Raw genomic sequence first — 18,533 nt, forward strand, 5'->3', positions numbered from 1 at the left:
GCACCCTACGGAGCGGGCCCGGGGACAGGGGGCGACGCACGGCGGGCTCTCAGCGGCCGGTGGGTGGGGAGTATCGATGAGGGTCGGTCACATGCCCAGCCTGCCCCCATCCGGCCATGATCGTCAGGGCCTTGGGGAGGACGGGTCCCTCGACGTCGGGCACACACGCGTGGCACCCGATTTCACGGCGGGTACGGCATGCGTTCTCGCGATGCGAGCGTCACCTGATTTCGCGATGCGCGTGGCGCGAGTTTCACCATGCGCACGGAACCTGTTTTCACGGCGTGTTCGGCGGATAGCCGTCGTGCGCCGCGAGGTCCTTGTCGATCTTCTTGGCGGCCTCGTCGAGGGTGGCCTTGACCGGCGCCCGATTGAAGATGATCTTCGCGAAGGCCCGGGAGAAGGCGTCGGTGATCGCCGGATAGGCGGGCGTCTGCGGCCTGGGGCGGGCCACTCCGTCCCGGAGTTGCTCGATGAAGAGGTGCTCGGGACCGCCGGGCGCGTACTGCGGCGAGAGCTTGATCGCGCTCCCGGTCGCCGGGATCGCCCCGTTGGCCACGGTCATCCGGTGCACCTGGGCGGGCTGGAGCAGGAAGGACAGGAAGCGCCAGACGGCGTCACCGTCTGCGTTGCCCGCCGGGACGCCCCACTGGAAGGAGCCCATGCCGGTGACGGTGCCCTGGCCGAAGTCGGGCAACGGGACGATCGCGACATCCCCGGGGAACGCCTTGTTGAACTCCGGATAAGTCCAGTGCCCGCACCAGGAGATCGCGCTGCGGCCGCTGACGAACGCCTTGTCGTCCTTGACCATGTCGATGAGACTCGCCTTGGCCCAGTTCTGCATGTCGGTGAGCGCCTTGACCGAACCGGGGCCGTTCACATAGCCGTTGGCGGTGCGGTAGTTCCTGGGCTCGATGAGGTCGCCGCCCGCCGACCACACGGCGGGCGCGAAGCCGTAGGTGTTCCACTCCTGGCCCGGCTGCGAGTAGACGAGCCGCAGGTCGAGCGGCGCCTTGTAGCCCTGCTTACGGAGCTTGCGGAGGATGCCGGTCATCTCGGCGGCCGTCCAGGCGTCCTTGGGGCCGGTCGGGAGGCGTATCCCGGCCTTCTTCATGACGGACTTGCGCACGTACAGGCCCATGCCCGAGTCGAAGGTGCCGACGCCCCACAACCTGCCCGCGTAGGTGCCCTGTTGACGGATCGTCGGCAACAGGTCGGCGCGGACGCTCGCGGGCACACAGGAGTCGATCGGCCGGAGCTTGCCCGACCAGGCGTAGCTGTAGAGGTTCGGGCCGTCGAAGTCCAGGAGGTCGGGGAGGTCGCCGCTGGCCGCCGCCGACAGCACCAGGGCGGTGTAGGCGCGGTCCTCCGGGAGGGTGACCAGCTCGACCCGCACCTGCTTCTGCCGCCTGTTGAACTCCTTCACCTGGTTCTGCAGCGTGGTGAACTCGCCGCTCGGGCCCGCGTGGTACCAGACGGTGATGTGCGCGGTGCCGTGGATCCTCCCGTCGCACGTGGTGTCCTTCGGGGAGACGCTCGCCCCCTTGGCGTCGCTCCCGCCGCCGTCGCACGCGGCCAGCAGGAGGGCCGCGCACACCACCCAGGGGACCAGGGTTCCGCGGACCCGGCTGATCCCCCGGCTGCCGGTCCACGCGCGCGTGGCGCTCGTTCCGTTCATGGCACACCCCCCACTCGATCGGACGACGTGGTCTCCCCCAGGGCGCCGTCATGCTACCGCCCGTCCCATCCCCATCGCCCTGCGTGCACGAGAACCTTCGTTTGTGGCACGGGACTTCAGCACTTTCCGGCTAGCTGGAAGGCGCGACCGACCACCGGTTGGCAAGCTGAGCGCATGTCGCTGCGCTGTCTCCTCGTCGATGACAGCGCCCGGTTCCTGGAGGCGGCTCGCGCCCTGCTGGAACGTGACGGAGTGGAAGTCGTCGGCATCGCCTCGACGGGCGCGGACGCCCTCTCCCAGGCCCGGGAAACGGCCCCCGACGTCGTCCTGGTCGATCTCGACCTCGACGGCGAGAACGGCTTCGACGTCGCGCGCCGGCTGGTGGGCAACGTACCGGCGGTGATCCTCATCTCGACCCACTCCCGGGAGGACTTCCAGGAACTCATCGCCGCCAGCCCCGCGCACGGCTTCCTGCACAAGTCGGCCCTGTCCGCACGGGCGATCAGGGACGTGCTGGGCGACGACGGGCCCGCCGCACCGCCGTGAGAGCACCCGCCGCGACCGGGCCAAGTCACATATGCCTGATGAGCGACAGGTGTTGTCGGGACTTGGTCAACACGCTTCAATGCGGGGGAACTCGGGGCGTGAACGAGGGCGTACGGATGTGAAGACCTTCCTCCGGCGCCGACGGGGGCCCCGAAGCAACTCGCGTGAACGGCCTGACCAGCCGTTGTGGACATTCACAGAAAGGGCCCCTGCATGCCGCACGCCACACAGCAGGCCGACGTCGCCACCGCGGAACTGGACTCGGCCCTGCGCGGCGGCCCCTTCCATGTCGCGCTGCGCGCCGCCATCGCCGCCCGCGGACTGCCGCTGCAGCGCGTCCAGCACCACCTCTCGCGCTACGGGGTCAAGGTCGGTGTCACCAGCCTGAGTTACTGGCAGCAGGGCGCCCGCCGCCCGCAGCGCCCCGAGTCGCTGCGGGCGGTACGGGCGCTGGAGGAGATCCTCCAGCTCCCGGAGGAGTCACTGATCCGGCTGCTCGCCGAGGCCGAGGAACGCGCCGTGGCGCAGCGCCCGGCGGCCCGCTCGTACCGCTCCTTCGTCGAGGCCTCCGGCGTCCTGGAACAGCTGCTGGCCGAGCTGGAGTCCTCGCTCGACAGCGGCCTGCACACCCTGGGGCACCACGAGCGCGTGCGCATCGGGCCACACCGCGAGCTGGCCGGCCGCGAGTCGCACCACATCGTCCGCGCCCACCGGGACGGCATCGACCGCTTCATAGCCGTGCACTACGGCGACCCGGGCTGCGCCCCGGACCGCATGACGGTGCACGCCCTGGAGAACTGCCGCACGGGCCGCGTCCACCGCCACCACGAGACCGGCATCCTGGTCGCCGAGCTCCTCTTCGGCACCCGCCTGCGCTCCGGAGATACGTTCCTCTTCCGCTACGGCGTCGAGGACGGCACCGCCGGCGTCTCCCGCGAGTACGTCCGTGACTTCGGTATCGCGGGCGGCCAGTACGCACTCCAGGTGCGCTTCGACGAGAACGCGCTGCCGGTGCGCTGCAACCGCTTCACCCAGCACTCGGCGGCGGCCCCGCGCAGCGGCCGCCAGGAACTGCGCCTGACAGGAGGACACCACTCGGTGCACCTCGTCGAGCCGCGGATGCGGTCGGGGATCGTGGGGATCGGCTGGGACTGGGAGTGAGCCGCCGGGGCCCGGACGCCCCTGGGATCAGACGCTCGGCCCCGCGACAATCTTTCCGTTCTCGGCCGTCACCTTCAGCTCCTGCAACGGCTCGGTGGCCGGCGACTGCACCACCTTCCCGGTCGTGGCGTCGAACTGGCTGCCGTGGCACGGGCAGATGAGCGTCGTACCGTCCAACTTGTTGATGGGGCACTGCGCGTGCGTGCAGATCGTGCTGTACGCCTTGAGGGTGCCGTTCGCGGCCCGGCTGACGACCACGTTCTGATCGCGGTACAGCTTGGCGCTCCCCTTGGCGACCTCGCTCTCCGCTCCGAGCTCCACGGGCGCGGTCGGGGTCGCGGCGGCCCCTGAGCCCCCGCCCGAGCAGGCGGTGAGTCCGAGCCCGGCGACGGGCGTGAGGGCCGCTCCGCGCAGGACGGTACGACGGCTCGGGGCGGGGCGGCCGGGCATGGGGATCTCCAGCTGTTGTTCGGGGTGTTCAGGCTGTTCGGGCTGCTCAAGGGGCCGTGCACGGCGACGATACCCGTGGCGTTCCGCCCGCTTTGAGGTGGGTTCACCGGACGGGCGCTCACGGTACGTAAACGTTTGCGCAAGCGTTTACGTCGGGCGGCGAATGGGATACGTTCCCGCCCAGAAGGCCCACCGCACCTCGGAGAGGGGGACCCGCGATGGCCACCATGGTCGACGTCGCACGGAGCGCCGGTGTGTCCGTCGCGACCGTCTCGCACGTCCTGAACGACACCCGTCCGGTGCTGCCCGGCACCCGGCAGGCCGTGCTGACCGCGATCGAGGAACTGGGCTACACCCCCAACACCCTCGCCCGCTCCCTGGTCACGTCCCGCACCCGCTCCATCGGCCTCGCGGTGTCGGCGATCAGCAACCCGTACTTCACGGAGATCCTCCAGGGCGTCGAGGCCGGAGCCCTGGAACAGGGCTACAGCCTGCTCATCGCCGATCCGCACGACGACCCGGAGCACGAGCGCACGGTCGTCCAACTCCTGCACGAGCGCCGGGTGGACGGCATGATCGTCGCACCGTCGGCGACCCCGGACGCCCTCGTCGCCTACCTCGGCCGGCACTCCGTACCGACGGTGTTCCTCGACCGGGTGGTCGAGGCGCCTTCGGACGACGCGCCCCCCGTCGACCAGGTGTGCGCCGAGAACGTCGAACCGACGGCCCACCTCGTCACCCACCTCGCCGGACTCGGCCACCGCCGTATCGGCCTCGTCGCGGGCCTGCCCGGGCTCAGCACCACCCGCGAGCGGATCACCGGGTACCGCCACGGCCTCGCCGCCGCCGGATTCCCCTACGACGAGCGGCTGTTGGTGCACGGCGACTCCGAGTCGGCCGCCGCCGAGGGGGCCACCGAGAAGCTGTTGTCCCTCGCCGCCCCGCCGACGGCCCTGGTCACGGCCAACAACGCGATGACCATCGGCGCCCTGCGCGCCCTGCGCGAGCGCGGCCTGTCCGTCCCCGGCGACCTGGCGCTGTGCTGCTTCGACGACTTCGCCTGGGCGGACCTGTTCGAGCCCCGGCTCACCGCGATCGCCCAGCCCAGCAAGGAGATCGGCGCCCAGGCCGTACGGCTGCTGCTGGACCGGCTCGCCTCGCCGGACCGGCCCGCCCGCGTCCTGCGCCTCCCCTGCACCTTCGTCCACCGCACGTCCTGCGGCTGCCCCGACCAGTCCGAACAGTCCCAGAAGGGAAACATCTCGTGATCGTCGTTGCCGGTGAGGCCCTGATCGACCTGGTGCCGCAGGGCACGGGAGCCCTCGCCGCCCTGAAGCCGGCGCTCGGCGGCGGCCCGTTCAACACCGCCGTCGCCCTCGGCCGCCTCGGCTCCCCCACCGCCTTCTGCTCCCGCGTCTCCTACGACGCGTTCGGCGAGGCCCTCCTCGGCGGGCTGCGGCAGGCCGACGTGGACGTCCTGGACGTGCAGCGCGGCCAGGAGCCGACCACCCTCGCGGTCGCCACGCTCGACGCGCACGGCTCGGCCACGTACTCCTTCTACGTCGACGGCACCGCCGACCGGCTCTTCGCGGTGCCCTCGGCGCTGCCCGCCGAGACCGAGGCCGTGTCCTTCGGCACCTGCTCGCTCGTCCTGGAGCCGGGGGCGAGTGCCTACGAGGAGCTGATGCGGACCGCGTTCGCCGAGGGCGTGTTCACCCTGCTCGACCCGAACATCCGGGCGGGCCTGATCCCCGACGCGGACGCCTATCGGGCGCGCTTCAAGAGCTGGCTGCCGTACGTGTCGCTCCTCAAGCTGTCCGAGGAGGACGCGCTGTGGCTGGGCGGCACCCCGCGCGAGTGGCTGGACGCCGGCCCCTCGGCCGTCGTGATCACCCAGGGCGGCGACGGCCTCTCCGCGTTCACCCAGGACGGCACGGTGTACCCGGTACCGGGCGAGAAGGTCGACGTCGTGGACACGATCGGCGCCGGCGACACCGTCAACGCGGCGCTGCTGCACAGTCTGTCCGCCCGGAACGCGCTGTCCGCGGAAGGGATGGCCGTCCTGGGCCGCGACGGCTGGACCCAGTTGCTGCGGTTCGCGGCGCGGGCGGCGGCGATCACGTGCTCAAGGGCGGGGGCGGAACCGCCGTACGCCTCTGAACTGGGCGGTCTGTAGCGGGCGTTCAGCGGTGGCGGGCTGTCTGCGCCACCAAGTGCGGCGCCCTGCGGGGAAGTTCCCGCAGGGCGCCGCACTCGTGCTTCTTGCTGTGTGCCGGTCAGGCCTTGCGGGCTCGCGTCGTCTTCTTCGCGGGCGTGGCCTTCTTGGCGGGCACGGACTTCTTCGCCGCGACCGCCGCGGTCTTCTTGGCGGCCGTCTTGCGCGGGGCCTTCACCGGGGCCCCGTCGCTGATCCGGTCGGCGTCGAGGATCTCGCGCAGGAACTTGCCGGTGTGGCTGGCCGGGACCGCGGCGACCTGCTCCGGTGTGCCCTCGGCGATGACCAGACCGCCGCCCGCGCCACCCTCCGGACCCATGTCGACAACCCAGTCGGCGACCTTGATCACGTCGAGGTTGTGCTCGATGACGATGACCGTGTTGCCCTTGTCGACCAGGCCGCCGAGCACGGTGAGGAGCTTGCTGATGTCCTCGAAGTGCAGGCCGGTGGTCGGCTCGTCCAGGACGTAGACCGTACGGCCGGTGGAGCGGCGCTGCAGCTCGCTGGCGAGCTTGACGCGCTGTGCCTCACCGCCGGACAGGGTGGTCGCGGACTGGCCGAGCCGGACGTAGCCGAGGCCGACGTCCTTGAGGGTGTTGAGGTGGCGGGCGATCCCGGGGACCGCCTCGAAGAACTCCGTGGCCTCCTCGATCGGCATGTTCAGGACGTCGGCGATGGACTTGCCCTTGTAGTGGACGTCCAGCGTCTCCCGGTTGTAGCGGGCGCCGTGGCACACCTCGCACGGGACGTAGACGTCCGGCAGGAAGTTCATCTCGATCTTGATGGTGCCGTCGCCCGCGCAGTTCTCGCAGCGGCCGCCCTTGACGTTGAAGGAGAAGCGGCCGGGCAGATAGCCCCGCACCTTCGCCTCGGTCGTCTCCGCGAACAGCTTGCGGACGTGGTCGAAGACTCCGGTGTACGTCGCCGGGTTGGACCGGGGCGTGCGGCCGATGGGCGACTGGTCGACGTGCACGACCTTGTCGACGAGGTCGTCGCCGTCCACACGCGTGTGCCGTCCCGGCACGTTCCTCGCGCCGTTCAGTTCGCGGGCCAGGTGCGTGTACAGGATGTCGTTGACCAGGGTCGACTTGCCGGAGCCGGAGACGCCGGTGACCGCGGTGAACACGCCCAGGGGGAACGAGACGTCGATGTCCTGGAGGTTGTTCTCCCGGGCGCCGTGCACCGTGAGCCGGCGGGAGGGGTCGAGCGGGCGCCGGATGTCGGGCAACGGGATGGCCTTCTTGCCGGACAGGTACTGCCCGGTCATCGACTCGTCGTTGGCGAGCAGTTCCTTCAGGGAGCCGCTGTGCACGACCTTGCCGCCGTGCTCGCCGGCGCCGGGGCCGATGTCGACGATCCAGTCGGCGACCTTGATGGTGTCCTCGTCGTGCTCGACGACGATGAGCGTGTTGCCCATGTCACGCAGCCGGACCAGGGTCTCGATCAGCCGGTGATTGTCGCGCTGGTGCAGGCCGATGGACGGCTCGTCGAGGACGTACAGGACACCGACGAGTCCGGAGCCGATCTGCGTGGCCAGCCGGATGCGCTGGGCCTCGCCGCCGGAGAGCGTGCCGGCCGCGCGGTTCAGCGAGAGGTAGTCGAGGCCGACGTCGACCAGGAAGCGCAGCCGTTCGTTGCACTCCTTCAGCACCCGCTCGGCGATCTTCTTGTCGCGGGCGTCGAGCTTCATCCCGCCCAGGAACTCCGCGCAGTCGCTGATCGACATCCCGGCGATCTCGGCGATCGACTTGTCCATGATCGTGACCGCGAGGACGACGGGCTTCAGGCGCGTGCCGTGACAGGTGGGGCAGGGCACCTCGCGCATGTAGCCCTCGAAGCGCTCGCGGCTGGCGTCGCTCTCCGCCTCGCCGTGCCGGCGCTTCACGAAGGGGACGGCGCCTTCGAAGGGCGTCGTGTAGACACGCTCGCGTCCGTACCTGTTCCGGTACCGGACCTCGATCTGCGTCTTGTGGCCGTACAGCAGGGCCTTCTTGGCGCGCTGCGGGAGGCCCGCGAAGGGGATGTCGGTCCGGAAGCCCAGCGCGTCCGCGAGGGCGCCGACGAGACGGCCGAAGTAGTCCTTGGTGTGGCCGTGCGACCACGGGTGGATGGCGCCCTCGTCCAGGGACTTGTCCTCGTCCGGGACGATCAGCTCGGCGTCGACCTCCATGCGCGTGCCGATGCCGGAGCACTCGGGGCAGGCGCCGAAGGGCGAGTTGAAGGAGAAGGAGCGGGGCTCCAGCTCCTCGAAGGACAGGTCGTCGTACGGGCAGTACAGGTGCTCCGAGTACATGCGCTCGCGCTCGGGGTCGTCCTCGGGGAGGTCGACGAAGTCGAGCACGATCATGCCGCCGGACAGCCCGAGGGCGGTCTCCACGGAGTCGGTGAGGCGGCGCTTGGCGGAGTCCTTCACCGTGAGGCGGTCGATGACCACCTCGATGGTGTGCTTCTCCTGCTTCTTCAAGGTGGGCGGCTCGGAGAGCTGGATGGTCTCGCCGTCCACGCGCGCGCGGCTGTAGCCCTTGGTCTGGAGGTCCGCGAAGAGGTCGACGAACTCGCCCTTGCGCTCGCGCACCAGCGGCGACAGCACCTGGAAGCGGCTTCCCTCGGGCAGCGCGAGGACCTTGTCGACGACGGCCTGCGGCGACTGGCGCGTGATCGGGCGGCCGCACTCCGGGCAGTGCGGCTTGCCGATGCGCGCGAAGAGGAGGCGCAGGTAGTCGTAGACCTCGGTGATGGTGCCGACCGTCGAGCGCGGGTTGCGCGAGGTCGACTTCTGGTCGATGGAGACGGCCGGGGAGAGACCTTCGATGAAGTCGACGTCCGGCTTGTCCATCTGGCCGAGGAACTGGCGGGCGTACGAGGAGAGCGATTCCACGTAGCGCCGCTGGCCCTCGGCGAAGATCGTGTCGAAGGCCAGGGAGGACTTGCCCGACCCGGACAGGCCCGTGAAAACGATGAGCGAGTCGCGTGGAAGGTCGAGCGAGACATTCTTCAGATTGTGCTCGCGCGCGCCACGGACGATGAGACGGTCGGCCACGCCGGTCCGCACCTTTCTTGAGAGAAGTGACAGGGGCGGGACCCCCGTCGTTCTCAGACTAGGGGGAGCCACTGACAACGCCGGTCGGAATCCCGGCGGAGGCATAACAACCTCCGGCCTTCCAGCATGCCCGACGCCGCACCCGACGATATAGCACGCGCATTCGATTTACGGCACTGCTTCACCACCTTCACCCAAAGGTGTGGCGGGACTAGGGTCAGCAGCATGATTGATCACGCTCATGACCTGGCCTCTGTACGTGACGCGACCGAACGGCTGCTCACCGCAGCCGCCGCACTGGACAACGCCTCGGCGGCCGAGCCGTCACGGCTCCCCGGCTGGAGCCGTAACCATGTCCTCGCCCATATCGCCCGCAACGCGGACGGCCTCGCGAACGTCCTGGAGGGGCGCCCCATGTACGCCACGGCGAGCATGCGCGACGCCGACATCGAGCGCGACGCCCCGCGCCCCCTCGACGTCCAGCTCGCCGACGTGCGCGAGAGCGCGGCCGGCTTCCAGGCGGTGGGCGCCGCTCCGGCGGACTGGTCGCGCCGGGTGGAGCTGCGCAACGGGGTCGTCGACTCGGCCTCCCGGATCCCGTTCCGGCGCTGGGGCGAGGTCGAGCTGCATCACGTGGACCTGGGGATCGGGTACGAGCTGGAGGACCTTCCGGAGGAGTTCACCCGGCGCGAGACCGACTTCCTGGTCGAGCGGTTCGACGGGCACCCCGATGTGCCCTCGACGCACCTCACCGACGGCACGCGCGCGTGGAGCACGGGCCGGGCGGCGGACAAGCCCGAAGTCACCGTCACCGGAAGCCCCGTCGATCTGCTCGGCTGGCTCTGCGGGCGCCGCGACGGGTCCGGCCTGACGGCCGACGGCGGCTCCTTGCCGACGCTGCCGCCGCTATAGGGTGACCGCCATGACGTACAGCGGCGAGGTGACGGTCGGTGGACCGGCGGATGTGCACGAGCTCACGGACCTGATGATCACCAAGATCGCGGTCGGGCCCATGAACAACAACGCCTATCTGCTGCGCTGCCGGGCCACGGACGAGCAGCTGCTGATCGACGCCGCCAACGACGCGGAGACCCTGCTCGGCACGATCGGCGACGACGGCATCGCGTCCGTCGTCACCACCCACCAGCACGGCGACCACTGGCAGGCGCTCGCCGAGGTCGTGACGGCCACGCGCCCGCGTACGTACGCGGGCCGCGAGGACGCCGACGGCATCCCCGTGCCGACCGACGTCCTGGTCGGCGACGGCGACACGATCCGCGTGGGGCAGGTCGAGCTGACCGCGCGTCACCTCGTGGGTCATACGCCGGGCTCGATCGCGCTCGTCTACGACGACCCGCACGGGCACCCTCATGTGTTCACCGGGGACTGTCTGTTCCCGGGTGGGCCTGGCCGGACAACACAACCGGAGGACTTTCAAAGCCTGATGAGTGGGCTTGAGGAGAAGGTGTTCACCCTGCCGGATGAGACCTGGATCTACCCCGGGCACGGCAACGACAGCACCCTCGGGGCGGAACGCCCGCACATTCAGGAGTGGTGGGCTCGGGGCTGGTAGTCGCAGGCAATGAGACTCAGATCATCACGGCCGTAGTAGGCGTCGTTGGCACTGGCCTCGGCGCCTCCCTGGCGCTGATAGGTACGACCTGGCAAGCGCGAATAGCTGCGGGCAGCAAGCGCCAGGAGCTGGATCAGTCGAAGGAACAGGCCCGCACGCAGCTGTACGTCGATCACGTGGGCAGGCGCCTGGAAAACCGTCGAGCGACATACATCGCCTTCACGCAGGCGGTGTCGACACTGGTCCAGGCGACGCGAGACGACAGAATTGACGGAGCTCGGTTGACCGGCCAAATCGTCCAGCACCTCGCGGAGATGGCCGAAGCCGCCGGCGAGATCGATACGGCCCGCAACACGGTGATGATCGACGGGCCGCAGGCAGTCGCTGGCCAGGCCGCGGAGCTGTGCCGTATCCCGTACAGACTTGCGAGTGCCGTGTCGGCGATCTACGACGAGTCCTTGGACGACGGCAGGCAGCAGGCGCTGCAGGCGGCCGTCGACATTCGTGTCAATCTCGTCCGGGAGCTGACGCTGTTCTCGGTGATGGCGTCTGCGGCATTGAATCTGGACGGGGTCGGCAACCACCTCGACAGTTTTCAGACGCCCGGCGCTGCGCCCTCTGCTACCTAGGCCAGGGCGGGCGCGTAGGGCAGGCGCGGCCCCTACTCAGGGATCTGTTCGAGGGTGACCCAGGCGACGGCGGAGAACTTCCGCAGAGAGGCCGCGCCGGTTTCGCCTCGGAGGACCCCGCAAGCCACGTAGGCGATGCGTCGGCTCCGGGCAGACGAGGGCCTGGTCGATGTGGAGGCCGGGTGCCTTGAGCGTCCACATCTTCAGGTAGCCGCGCAGCTCGCGCAGTTGGACACGGATGGTCTTCTTCTCGTCGCTGGTCAACATCACGAGGCACTTCTCCTTCGGGTTGGCCGGCCGCCGGTGGACTGCCGGAGTTTCTGCGGTCACCGGTGCGCTTGCCGCATACCTCCTCCATGCTGGTCAGGCGGCATGTTGATACTCGTGGAGGGTGCCGTCGAGTCGCGCCGGCCGTCGTATGTCCAGATGGGCGATCCGGTCCGGGTCCTCGATCGGAGCGGGCAGCGAGTGGAGAGGGCGGGCATTCGCAAGACCCTGGTGCGGCCGGTGCTCGTTATCGAACGTCTCGAACTCGCGCAGGGCGCAGGAGATGGCGCTGGTTCCAGATCAACGTACGGTCCAGCAGCTCTCGCCTGCAGGTCTGCACCCACCGCTCCATGATCGAGTTCATGCGCGGCATCCGGACGCCGCTGAGCACCACCTCGATACCCGCGTCCTTGAGCACCTCGTCGAACGGCCGTGGGAACTTCCCGTCCCGATCCCTGATCAGACAGCGAGCCCGGCAGTCGGCGTCCTCGAGGTCCATGACGAGATTCTTCGCAGCCTGGACCACCCAGGACGCGGTCGGGTGCGCGGTCGCGCCCAGGATCCGGATCCGGCGGCTCGCGTGCTCGATCACGGCGAACACGTACAAGCGGGCCCCGGACAGAGTGACGGCCTCGAAGAAATCGCACGCCAGGAGCGCGTCGGCCCGGTAGCGCAGGAAGTCCGCCCAAGTGCTGGAGGCCCGCTCGGGCGCCGGGTCGACGTCGGCCTACTTCAAGATTTCCCAGACCGTGGATGCTGCCACCTTCACCCCGAGTACGAGCAGCTCACCGTGCGGGCGCCGATAGCCCCAACTTGGATTTTCCCTGGCCAGGCGCAGCACCAGCGCCCGGATCGAGTGCACGGTGCGGAGCCGGCCTCCGCGCTTCGGCCGGGACTGGGAAGCGTGTCGGCGGGCGATGACGTCGCGGTGCCAGCGCAGTACCGTGTCCGGCCACACCAGCAGCCGCATCCGGCGCAGCACTTCCCGTGGCAGGCCGTGGAGGAGCGACGCCAAAAACGCCCGGTCGCTCGCGTGGAACCGAACCTGCTGCCCGTTCAGCTGCCGTTCCAGAACGCCGATCTGGTGGCGCAGAGCGAGGATCTCGACATCTTTCTCCCGGTCGCTCATCGGCAGCAGTCGCAGCATCGCGAACGCGCTCGTCACACCCAGGTACGCCAGTCTCAGCAGCACGACCGATCATCATGCCGCGCCAACCGGCGCCGCGCGATACCGGCGACTCGATCGGCCTCGGCCAACGCCCAAACCCGATCTCACCTGCGTGGATGAGGTATTCGGCAAGGGCAGAGGTGGGATTTCGGTGCCGCTTAAGGGGAGTTGAAGGGGGGCGTTAGGGGGCGGACCTACGCTGCGCGGAGGAGCTTTTGTCGCGCTGTGTGGGAGGTTGGATGTCCGGCGAGGAGAAAATTCGCGAATATCTTCGGCGGGCGACGAATGACCTTTATCGCACGCGGGAGCGGGTGCGGGAGCTCGAAGAGCGGCAGTGTGAGGCGATCGCGATCGTCGGGATGGGGTGCAGGTATCCCGGCGGGGTGGGGTCGGCTCGGGAACTGTGGGAGCTGGTCGCCGACGGGCGGGACGCCGTTTCGGAGTTTCCGTCCGATCGAGGGTGGGACGTCGCCTCGCTGTACGACCCCGATCCCGGGAAGGCGCACACGAGTTATACGCGGTACGGGGGATTTCTGCATGACGCCGGGGAATTCGACGCCGAATTCTTCGGGATCAATCCGCGTGAGGCGCTTTCGATGGATCCGCAGCAGCGGCTTCTTCTGGAAACGACGTGGGAGACCGTCGAGAACGCGGGAATCGCCGCCGCGGAACTGCGTGGGACCGACGTCGGCGTGTTCGCCGGGGTGATGTACCACGACTACGGGGGGCGGATCGTCCGGGCGCCCGCCGAGGTCGAGGGATATCTCGGGCAGGGCAGCGCGGGCAGCGTCGCCTCCGGGCGGGTCTCGCACGCGTTCGGGTTCCAGGGGCCTGCCGTGACGATCGACACCGCCTGCTCGTCGTCGCTGGTCGCGATCCATCTGGCGGCGCGGGCTCTCCGGTCGGGCGAGTGCTCGATGGCGCTGGCGGGCGGCGTCACCGTGATGTCGACGCCGTCGGTGTTCCTGGAGTTCAGCCGGCAGCGCGGCCTGTCCCCCGACGGCCGGTGCAAATCGTTCGCGGCCGCCGCCGACGGCACCGGCTGGGGCGAGGGCATCGGGCTCGTCCTGCTGGAGCGCCTGTCGGACGCCGTCCGGCTCGGGCATCCGGTGCACGCGGTGCTGAAGGGTTCGGCGATCAACCAGGACGGCACGACCACGCAGCTGTCCGCGCCGAACGGACCGGCCCAACGGCGGGTCATCGAGCTGGCGCTGGCGAACGCCGGGCTCTCCCCCGACGAGGTCGACGCGGTCGAGGCGCACGGCACCGGCACCACCCTCGGCGACCCCATCGAAGCACAGGCGCTGCTCACCACCTACGGGCGCGCGCACTCCGCCGACCGGCCCGTCCACCTGGGCGCGGTCAAGTCGAACCTGGGGCACACGCAGGCCGCGGCGGGCGTCGCGGGCGTCATCAAGATGGTGCAGGCGATGCAGCACGGCGTCCTGCCGAAGACGCTGCACGTGGACGCGCCGTCGCCGCACGTCGACTGGGCGGACGGTCATGTCGCGCTGCTCACCGAGGCCACGTCCTGGCCGGACACGGGACGTCCGCGCCGGGCCGCGGTGTCGTCGTTCGGGATCAGCGGCACCAACGCCCACGTCATCCTCGAGCAGGCTCCCGAGCGGGAGACTGCCGAGCCGCCCGTCGGCCCGGTCGTGGTGACGCTGTCGGCGCGGACCCCTCAGGCGCTGCGCACCGCGGCCGCCCGGCTGGCCGGTCATCTGGCCGCCGACCCGAAGGCGTCCCCCGCCGGGCTCGCGGCGTCCCTGACGGCCCGTGCCCTGTTCACGCGGCGGGCGGCCGTCATCGTGGACGGCTCCGACCGGGAGTCGCTCGCCGGAGCCCTGTCGGCGCTCGCCTCCGGTGCGCCCGACCCGCGCCTGGTGACGGGCGAGCCCGGCGACGGCGGGACCGTGTTCCTGTTCAGCGGCCAGGGCAGCCAGTCCCCCGGCATGGGCCGGGGCCTGCATGCCGCGTTCCCGGTCTACGCCGCCGCCTTCCATGAGGTCTGCGCCGCGTTCACCCCGTATCTCGACCGGCCGCTCGACGAGGTGATCCTCGGCGGCGACGAGATCATCCACGACACTGCCTACGCGCAACCGGCACTCTTCGCGCTTCAGGTCGCCCTCTTCCGGCTCCTCGAAGACCACGGCGTCCGCCCCGACCAGCTACTCGGGCACTCCATCGGCGAACTCACGGCCGCCCACCTCGCCGGACTCTGGACCCTGGACGACGCCGCCCGGCTCATCGCGGCGCGCGGACGGCTCATGAGCGCACTCCCGGCCGGGGGCGGCATGCTCACCGTCCAGGCGGGCGAGGCCGAGCTGCTCCCCCACCTCGACGGCAACGGCATCGATGTCGCGGGCGTCAACTCGCCGCACGCGACGTCCGTCAGCGGCCCCCTCGACGCCCTCGACGCGCTCGCGGACCGGCTCGCCGCCCAGGGCATCACCGCACGCCGCCTGGTGGTCAGCCACGCGTTCCACTCGGCCCTCATGGAACCCATGCTCGCCGACTTCCAGAAGATCGCCGAGACCGTCGCCTACCACCCGACCCGGCTGCCGGTGATCTCCAACGTCACCGGTCTGACCGCCACCGAAGAGCAGCTCACCGACCCCGCCTACTGGACGTCCCAGATCCGCAGCGCCGTCCGCTTCCACGACGGCCTCTCCCACCTCCACGCCGAACACTCCCCCGCCCTCTACCTCGAACTCGGGCCTCGGCCGACGCTCACCACCCTGGCCCAGCAGAACCTGGACGGTGCGGTGACCCAGGCCGTCCTCGATCACCGCGCCCCCGACGCCGCCGCGTTCCTGACCGCGCTCGCCCACGCCCACACCGGCACCCACACCAAGGTCTCCTGGCGGCTCACCTCCTCCCCGCTGCTGGACCCGCCGCCCGCCTACCCGTTCCAGCGGACCCGGTTCTGGCTGGAGGCCCCCGCCGGTGACGCCGCTGGGCTCGGCCTCGTACCGGCCGGGCATCCGCTGCTCGCGGCCCAGTCCGCGCTCCCGGACGGCGGCTGGCAGGCGACCGGCCGGATCGGTCTCACATCCCGTCCGTGGCTGGCCGACCACGCCGTCCACGGCATGCCGCTGCTGCCCGGCACGGCCCTCCTCGACCTGGCCCTGCACGCCGGGGAGGCCACCGGCTGCCCGGACGTCGACGAGCTGATCCTCCAGACACCGCTGACGCTGTCGGCTCCGCGCGTCCTCCACATCGTGGCCGAACCGGCCGGTGACGACGGCCGCCGCCCGTTCGCCGTCCACTCGCGGCCCGCCGACGACCCGTCCGGCTGGGTGCCGCACGCGACCGGGATCCTCGCCCCCGAACTCCCCGCGATACCGGCCCCGGACGTCGCGGACGGCGACCCGGTCGACCTGTCCGGCCTGTACGAACGCCTGGAGAGCGACGGCTACGGCTACGGCCCCGCGTTCCGCAACCTGCGCGGCCTGCGCCGGGCCGGTGACGCGCTCCGCGCCGAGGTCCGGCTGGACGCGACGACACCCGTCGACGGCCACGGCCTCCACCCGGCCCTGCTCGACGCGGCGCTGCACGCCCTCGCCGTCGACGGCCTCGGCGAGCAGGGCACCGGTCTGCCGTTCTCCTGGCGCGGCGTCCGGCTGCACGCGACCGGCGCCGACACCCTCCAGGTCACCTTGACGCCGCTCCGCCCCGACGCGGTCGCCCTCCACGCGACCGACCCGGCGGGCCGTCCCGTCCTGACGGTCGAGGAGCTGGTCGTCCGTCCGCTGACCGGTGATCTCACCGCGGCGGCCCCTGCGAAGTCCGGTGTGCCCGGCCTGTTCCACCCGGTGTGGATCCCGGTCGAAGAGCCGGACCGGCTGAGCCCGGCGGACGCGGTCTTCCTCGGCTCCCCGCCGGACGACGCTGACGTCCCCTTTCACACGGACTTCGCGGCCTGGTCGGCGGCGCTCGGCGACGACATCCCGCCATCGGAGGTCGTCGCGCTGCCGGTGACGGCGGCCTGCCCGCACGCGTCCGGCGGCTGCGACTGCCCCGCCTCGGCGACCGCGACGGCCGGAACCATACTGGGGCTGCTGCGCGACTGGGCGGCCGACGACCGGTTCGCCGATTCGGTGCTGACCGTCGTCACACTCCTCGCGCAGGCCCTCCCGGACGACGAGGAGGCCCCGTCCCCGGCGCAGGCGGCGCTGTGGGGCCTGGTCCGCAGCGCACAGAGCGAGCACCCCGGCCGTTTGCGGCTGGTGGACGTCGCGTCGCCGGAGCCGGGCCCGCTGCTTCGGGCGGTCGCGGCCGCCGAGGCCCTGGACGAGCCGCAGCTGGCGGTGCGGGCCGGGACGCTGTTCCGGCCGCGGCTGGCCGACGGCCACGAGTCGTTCCTGGTGCCGCCGTCGGACACGGGCTGGCAGCTGATGTCGACGAGCCGGACGGGGTCGCTCGACGACATCGTCCTGGCACCGACCGATCTGCACGACGGCCCGCTGGGGCCGGACGAGGTCCGGATCCGCACCCGCGCGGCCGGTCTGAACTTCCGTGACGTCCTGGTCTCGCTCGGCATGGTGAAGGCGCTGGCCCCGATCGGCGGCGAGGAGGCCGGTGAGGTCATCAAGGTCGGCTCGAACGTGACGACGCTCCGTCCGGGTGACCGGGTGACGGGGCTGTTCTCACGTGGCGGCATCGGCCCGGTCGCCACCACCGACCACCGGCTCGTCATGAAGATCCCCGACGACTGGACCTGGGCCGAGGCCGCGACCATCCCCGTCGCATTCCTGACCGCCTGGCACGGATTGGTCGTCCTCGGCGGCCTCAGGAAGGGCCAGAAGGTCCTCATCCACACCGCCACCGGCGGCGTCGGGCAGGCCGCCCTCCAGATCGCCCGGCTGTTCGAGGCCGAGGTGTACGCGACGGCCAGCCCCCGCAAGTGGCCCGTCCTGCACGGCCACAGCCTCGATCACGACCACATCGCCAACAGCCGCACCACCAACTACGAGCACCACTTCAGGAAGACCGCCCCGCACGGCGTCGACATCGTCCTCAACAGCCTGGCGGGCGAGCACATCGACGCGAGCCTCCGGCTGCTCAAGCCGGACGGCCGCTTCATCGAGATGGGCAAGACCGACATCCGGACGCCCGAGGAGCTGACCGACCACCCCGGCATCGACTACCAGGCGTTCGACCTGGTCACCACGGGGCCCGAGCACATCGAGGGCCTCAACCGGATCGTGCACGGCCATCTCGCCGCCGGGGACCTCACGCCGCTCCCGCACACCTCCCATCCGATCGCGCACGCCCGCACCGCCATCCGCACCCTCGCCCACGCCACCCACATCGGGAAGATCACCCTCACGCTGGATCCGCCGCCCATCCACCGGACCGTCCTGATCACCGGCGGCACCGGGACACTCGGCGCGCTCGTCGCGGAGCATCTCGCCGAGCGAGGAGCCGATCACCTCCTGCTCGTCAGCAGGCGCGGCCCGGACGCTCCCGGCGCGGACGACCTGACGGCCCGTCTGGAAGCGCTCGGCGCGCATGTGACGATCACCGCCTGCGACACCGCCGACCCCGACGCACTCGCCGCACTCCTCGCCACCGTCCCCGCCGAACACCCCCTCACCGGAGTCATCCATGCGGCGGGCGTACTGCGGGACGCACCCGTCGAGGCACAGACCACCGACCACCTCGACACGGTCCTGCGGCCAAAGGCGCACGCCGCCTGGAACCTCCATCAGCAGACCAAGAACCTCGACCTGAACACGTTCGTCCTGTTCTCCTCGGCAGCCGGCACCCTCGGCAACCCCGGACAGGCCAACTACGCCGC

11 protein-coding genes and 2 pseudogenes are annotated in these 18,533 nt (G+C 70.6%); 9 read left to right on the forward strand and 4 right to left on the reverse strand.

Annotated features, from left to right (window positions below):
* Window positions 1–277 precede the first annotated feature (277 nt).
* On the reverse strand, window positions 278–1,678 hold the full coding sequence (locus ACFWP5_RS45760; RefSeq protein ID WP_384171065.1) for an ABC transporter substrate-binding protein: 1,401 nt from the start codon (window positions 1,676–1,678) through the stop codon (window positions 278–280).
* A gap of 174 nt (window positions 1,679–1,852) precedes the next feature.
* Here ACFWP5_RS45760 and ACFWP5_RS45765 point away from each other — a divergent pair, with 174 nt between their 5' ends.
* Window positions 1,853–2,224, forward strand: coding sequence for a response regulator (locus ACFWP5_RS45765; RefSeq protein WP_384171068.1), 372 nt, complete (start codon window positions 1,853–1,855; stop codon window positions 2,222–2,224).
* A gap of 213 nt (window positions 2,225–2,437) precedes the next feature.
* Complete coding sequence (locus tag ACFWP5_RS45770) at window positions 2,438–3,385, forward strand: hypothetical protein (RefSeq protein ID WP_384171071.1); 948 nt, start codon at window positions 2,438–2,440, stop codon at window positions 3,383–3,385.
* A gap of 27 nt (window positions 3,386–3,412) precedes the next feature.
* Here ACFWP5_RS45770 and ACFWP5_RS45775 read toward each other — a convergent pair whose 3' ends face one another.
* Window positions 3,413–3,835: a Rieske 2Fe-2S domain-containing protein gene (locus ACFWP5_RS45775; RefSeq protein ID WP_384171074.1), complete on the reverse strand. Its 423-nt coding sequence runs from the start codon at window positions 3,833–3,835 to the stop codon at window positions 3,413–3,415.
* Window positions 3,836–4,053: 218 nt separating this feature from the next.
* On the opposite strand from ACFWP5_RS45775, the gene ACFWP5_RS45780 reads away from it, so the two are divergent.
* Together ACFWP5_RS45780 and ACFWP5_RS45785 are read left to right on the forward strand one after the other, a co-directional pair.
* Window positions 4,054–5,103, forward strand: a complete 1,050-nt coding sequence (locus ACFWP5_RS45780; protein WP_384171077.1) for a LacI family DNA-binding transcriptional regulator — start codon at window positions 4,054–4,056, stop codon at window positions 5,101–5,103.
* The gene (locus ACFWP5_RS45785; RefSeq protein WP_384171080.1) at window positions 5,100–6,011 is read left to right on the forward strand and encodes a carbohydrate kinase; all 912 of its coding nucleotides are present in this window, start codon (window positions 5,100–5,102) and stop codon (window positions 6,009–6,011) included. Before ACFWP5_RS45780 ends, ACFWP5_RS45785 begins: the two co-directional genes overlap by 4 nt.
* A gap of 100 nt (window positions 6,012–6,111) precedes the next feature.
* Here ACFWP5_RS45785 and uvrA read toward each other — a convergent pair whose 3' ends face one another.
* Window positions 6,112–9,090 carry an excinuclease ABC subunit UvrA gene (gene uvrA, locus ACFWP5_RS45790; RefSeq protein WP_384171083.1) on the reverse strand — a complete coding sequence of 993 codons (2,979 nt, stop codon included), beginning with the start codon at window positions 9,088–9,090 and terminating at the stop codon, window positions 6,112–6,114.
* Between the two features lie 225 nt (window positions 9,091–9,315).
* Here uvrA and ACFWP5_RS45795 point away from each other — a divergent pair, with 225 nt between their 5' ends.
* From ACFWP5_RS45795 to ACFWP5_RS45805, 3 genes are read left to right on the forward strand one after another with little or no spacing between them, the layout of a single operon-like run.
* On the forward strand, window positions 9,316–10,002 hold the full coding sequence (locus ACFWP5_RS45795; RefSeq protein WP_384171086.1) for a maleylpyruvate isomerase family mycothiol-dependent enzyme: 687 nt from the start codon (window positions 9,316–9,318) through the stop codon (window positions 10,000–10,002).
* 10 nt (window positions 10,003–10,012) lie between these two features.
* Window positions 10,013–10,663 (forward strand): MBL fold metallo-hydrolase, encoded by a 651-nt coding sequence (locus ACFWP5_RS45800; RefSeq protein WP_384171089.1) that lies wholly within the window; start codon window positions 10,013–10,015, stop codon window positions 10,661–10,663.
* The gene (locus ACFWP5_RS45805; protein ID WP_384171092.1) at window positions 10,645–11,292 is read left to right on the forward strand and encodes a hypothetical protein; all 648 of its coding nucleotides are present in this window, start codon (window positions 10,645–10,647) and stop codon (window positions 11,290–11,292) included. The genes ACFWP5_RS45800 and ACFWP5_RS45805 overlap by 19 nt, the downstream gene beginning before the upstream one ends.
* A 363-nt stretch (window positions 11,293–11,655) precedes the next feature.
* Here the strand turns inward: ACFWP5_RS45805 and ACFWP5_RS45810 are convergent.
* Window positions 11,656–12,751: pseudogene (locus tag ACFWP5_RS45810) on the reverse strand (integrase core domain-containing protein).
* A gap of 215 nt (window positions 12,752–12,966) precedes the next feature.
* Here ACFWP5_RS45810 and ACFWP5_RS45815 point away from each other — a divergent pair.
* Window positions 12,967–13,017, forward strand: a pseudogene (locus ACFWP5_RS45815) (polyketide synthase docking domain-containing protein); the annotation flags it as partial.
* A 21-nt stretch (window positions 13,018–13,038) separates the two neighbouring features.
* On the forward strand, window positions 13,039–18,533 hold a 5,495-nt coding region (locus ACFWP5_RS45820; protein WP_384171095.1), incomplete at its 3' end, for an SDR family NAD(P)-dependent oxidoreductase.

It is taken from the genome of Streptomyces sp. NPDC058469, from assembly GCF_042721125.1.
Lineage (GTDB): Bacteria > Actinomycetota > Actinomycetes > Streptomycetales > Streptomycetaceae > Streptomyces.

Excerpts from the sequence above, each read along its gene's own strand:
- ACFWP5_RS45760 (WP_384171065.1), bottom strand. The coding sequence starts at position 1,678 with ATGAACGGAACGAGCGCCACGCGCGCGTGGACCGGCAGCCGGGGGATC.
- ACFWP5_RS45765 (WP_384171068.1), top strand. The coding sequence starts at position 1,853 with ATGTCGCTGCGCTGTCTCCTCGTCGATGACAGCGCCCGGTTCCTGGAG.
- ACFWP5_RS45770 (WP_384171071.1), top strand. The coding sequence starts at position 2,438 with ATGCCGCACGCCACACAGCAGGCCGACGTCGCCACCGCGGAACTGGAC.
- ACFWP5_RS45775 (WP_384171074.1), bottom strand. The coding sequence starts at position 3,835 with ATGCCCGGCCGCCCCGCCCCGAGCCGTCGTACCGTCCTGCGCGGAGCG.
- ACFWP5_RS45780 (WP_384171077.1), top strand. The coding sequence starts at position 4,054 with ATGGCCACCATGGTCGACGTCGCACGGAGCGCCGGTGTGTCCGTCGCG.
- ACFWP5_RS45795 (WP_384171086.1), top strand. The coding sequence starts at position 9,316 with ATGATTGATCACGCTCATGACCTGGCCTCTGTACGTGACGCGACCGAA.
- ACFWP5_RS45800 (WP_384171089.1), top strand. The coding sequence starts at position 10,013 with ATGACGTACAGCGGCGAGGTGACGGTCGGTGGACCGGCGGATGTGCAC.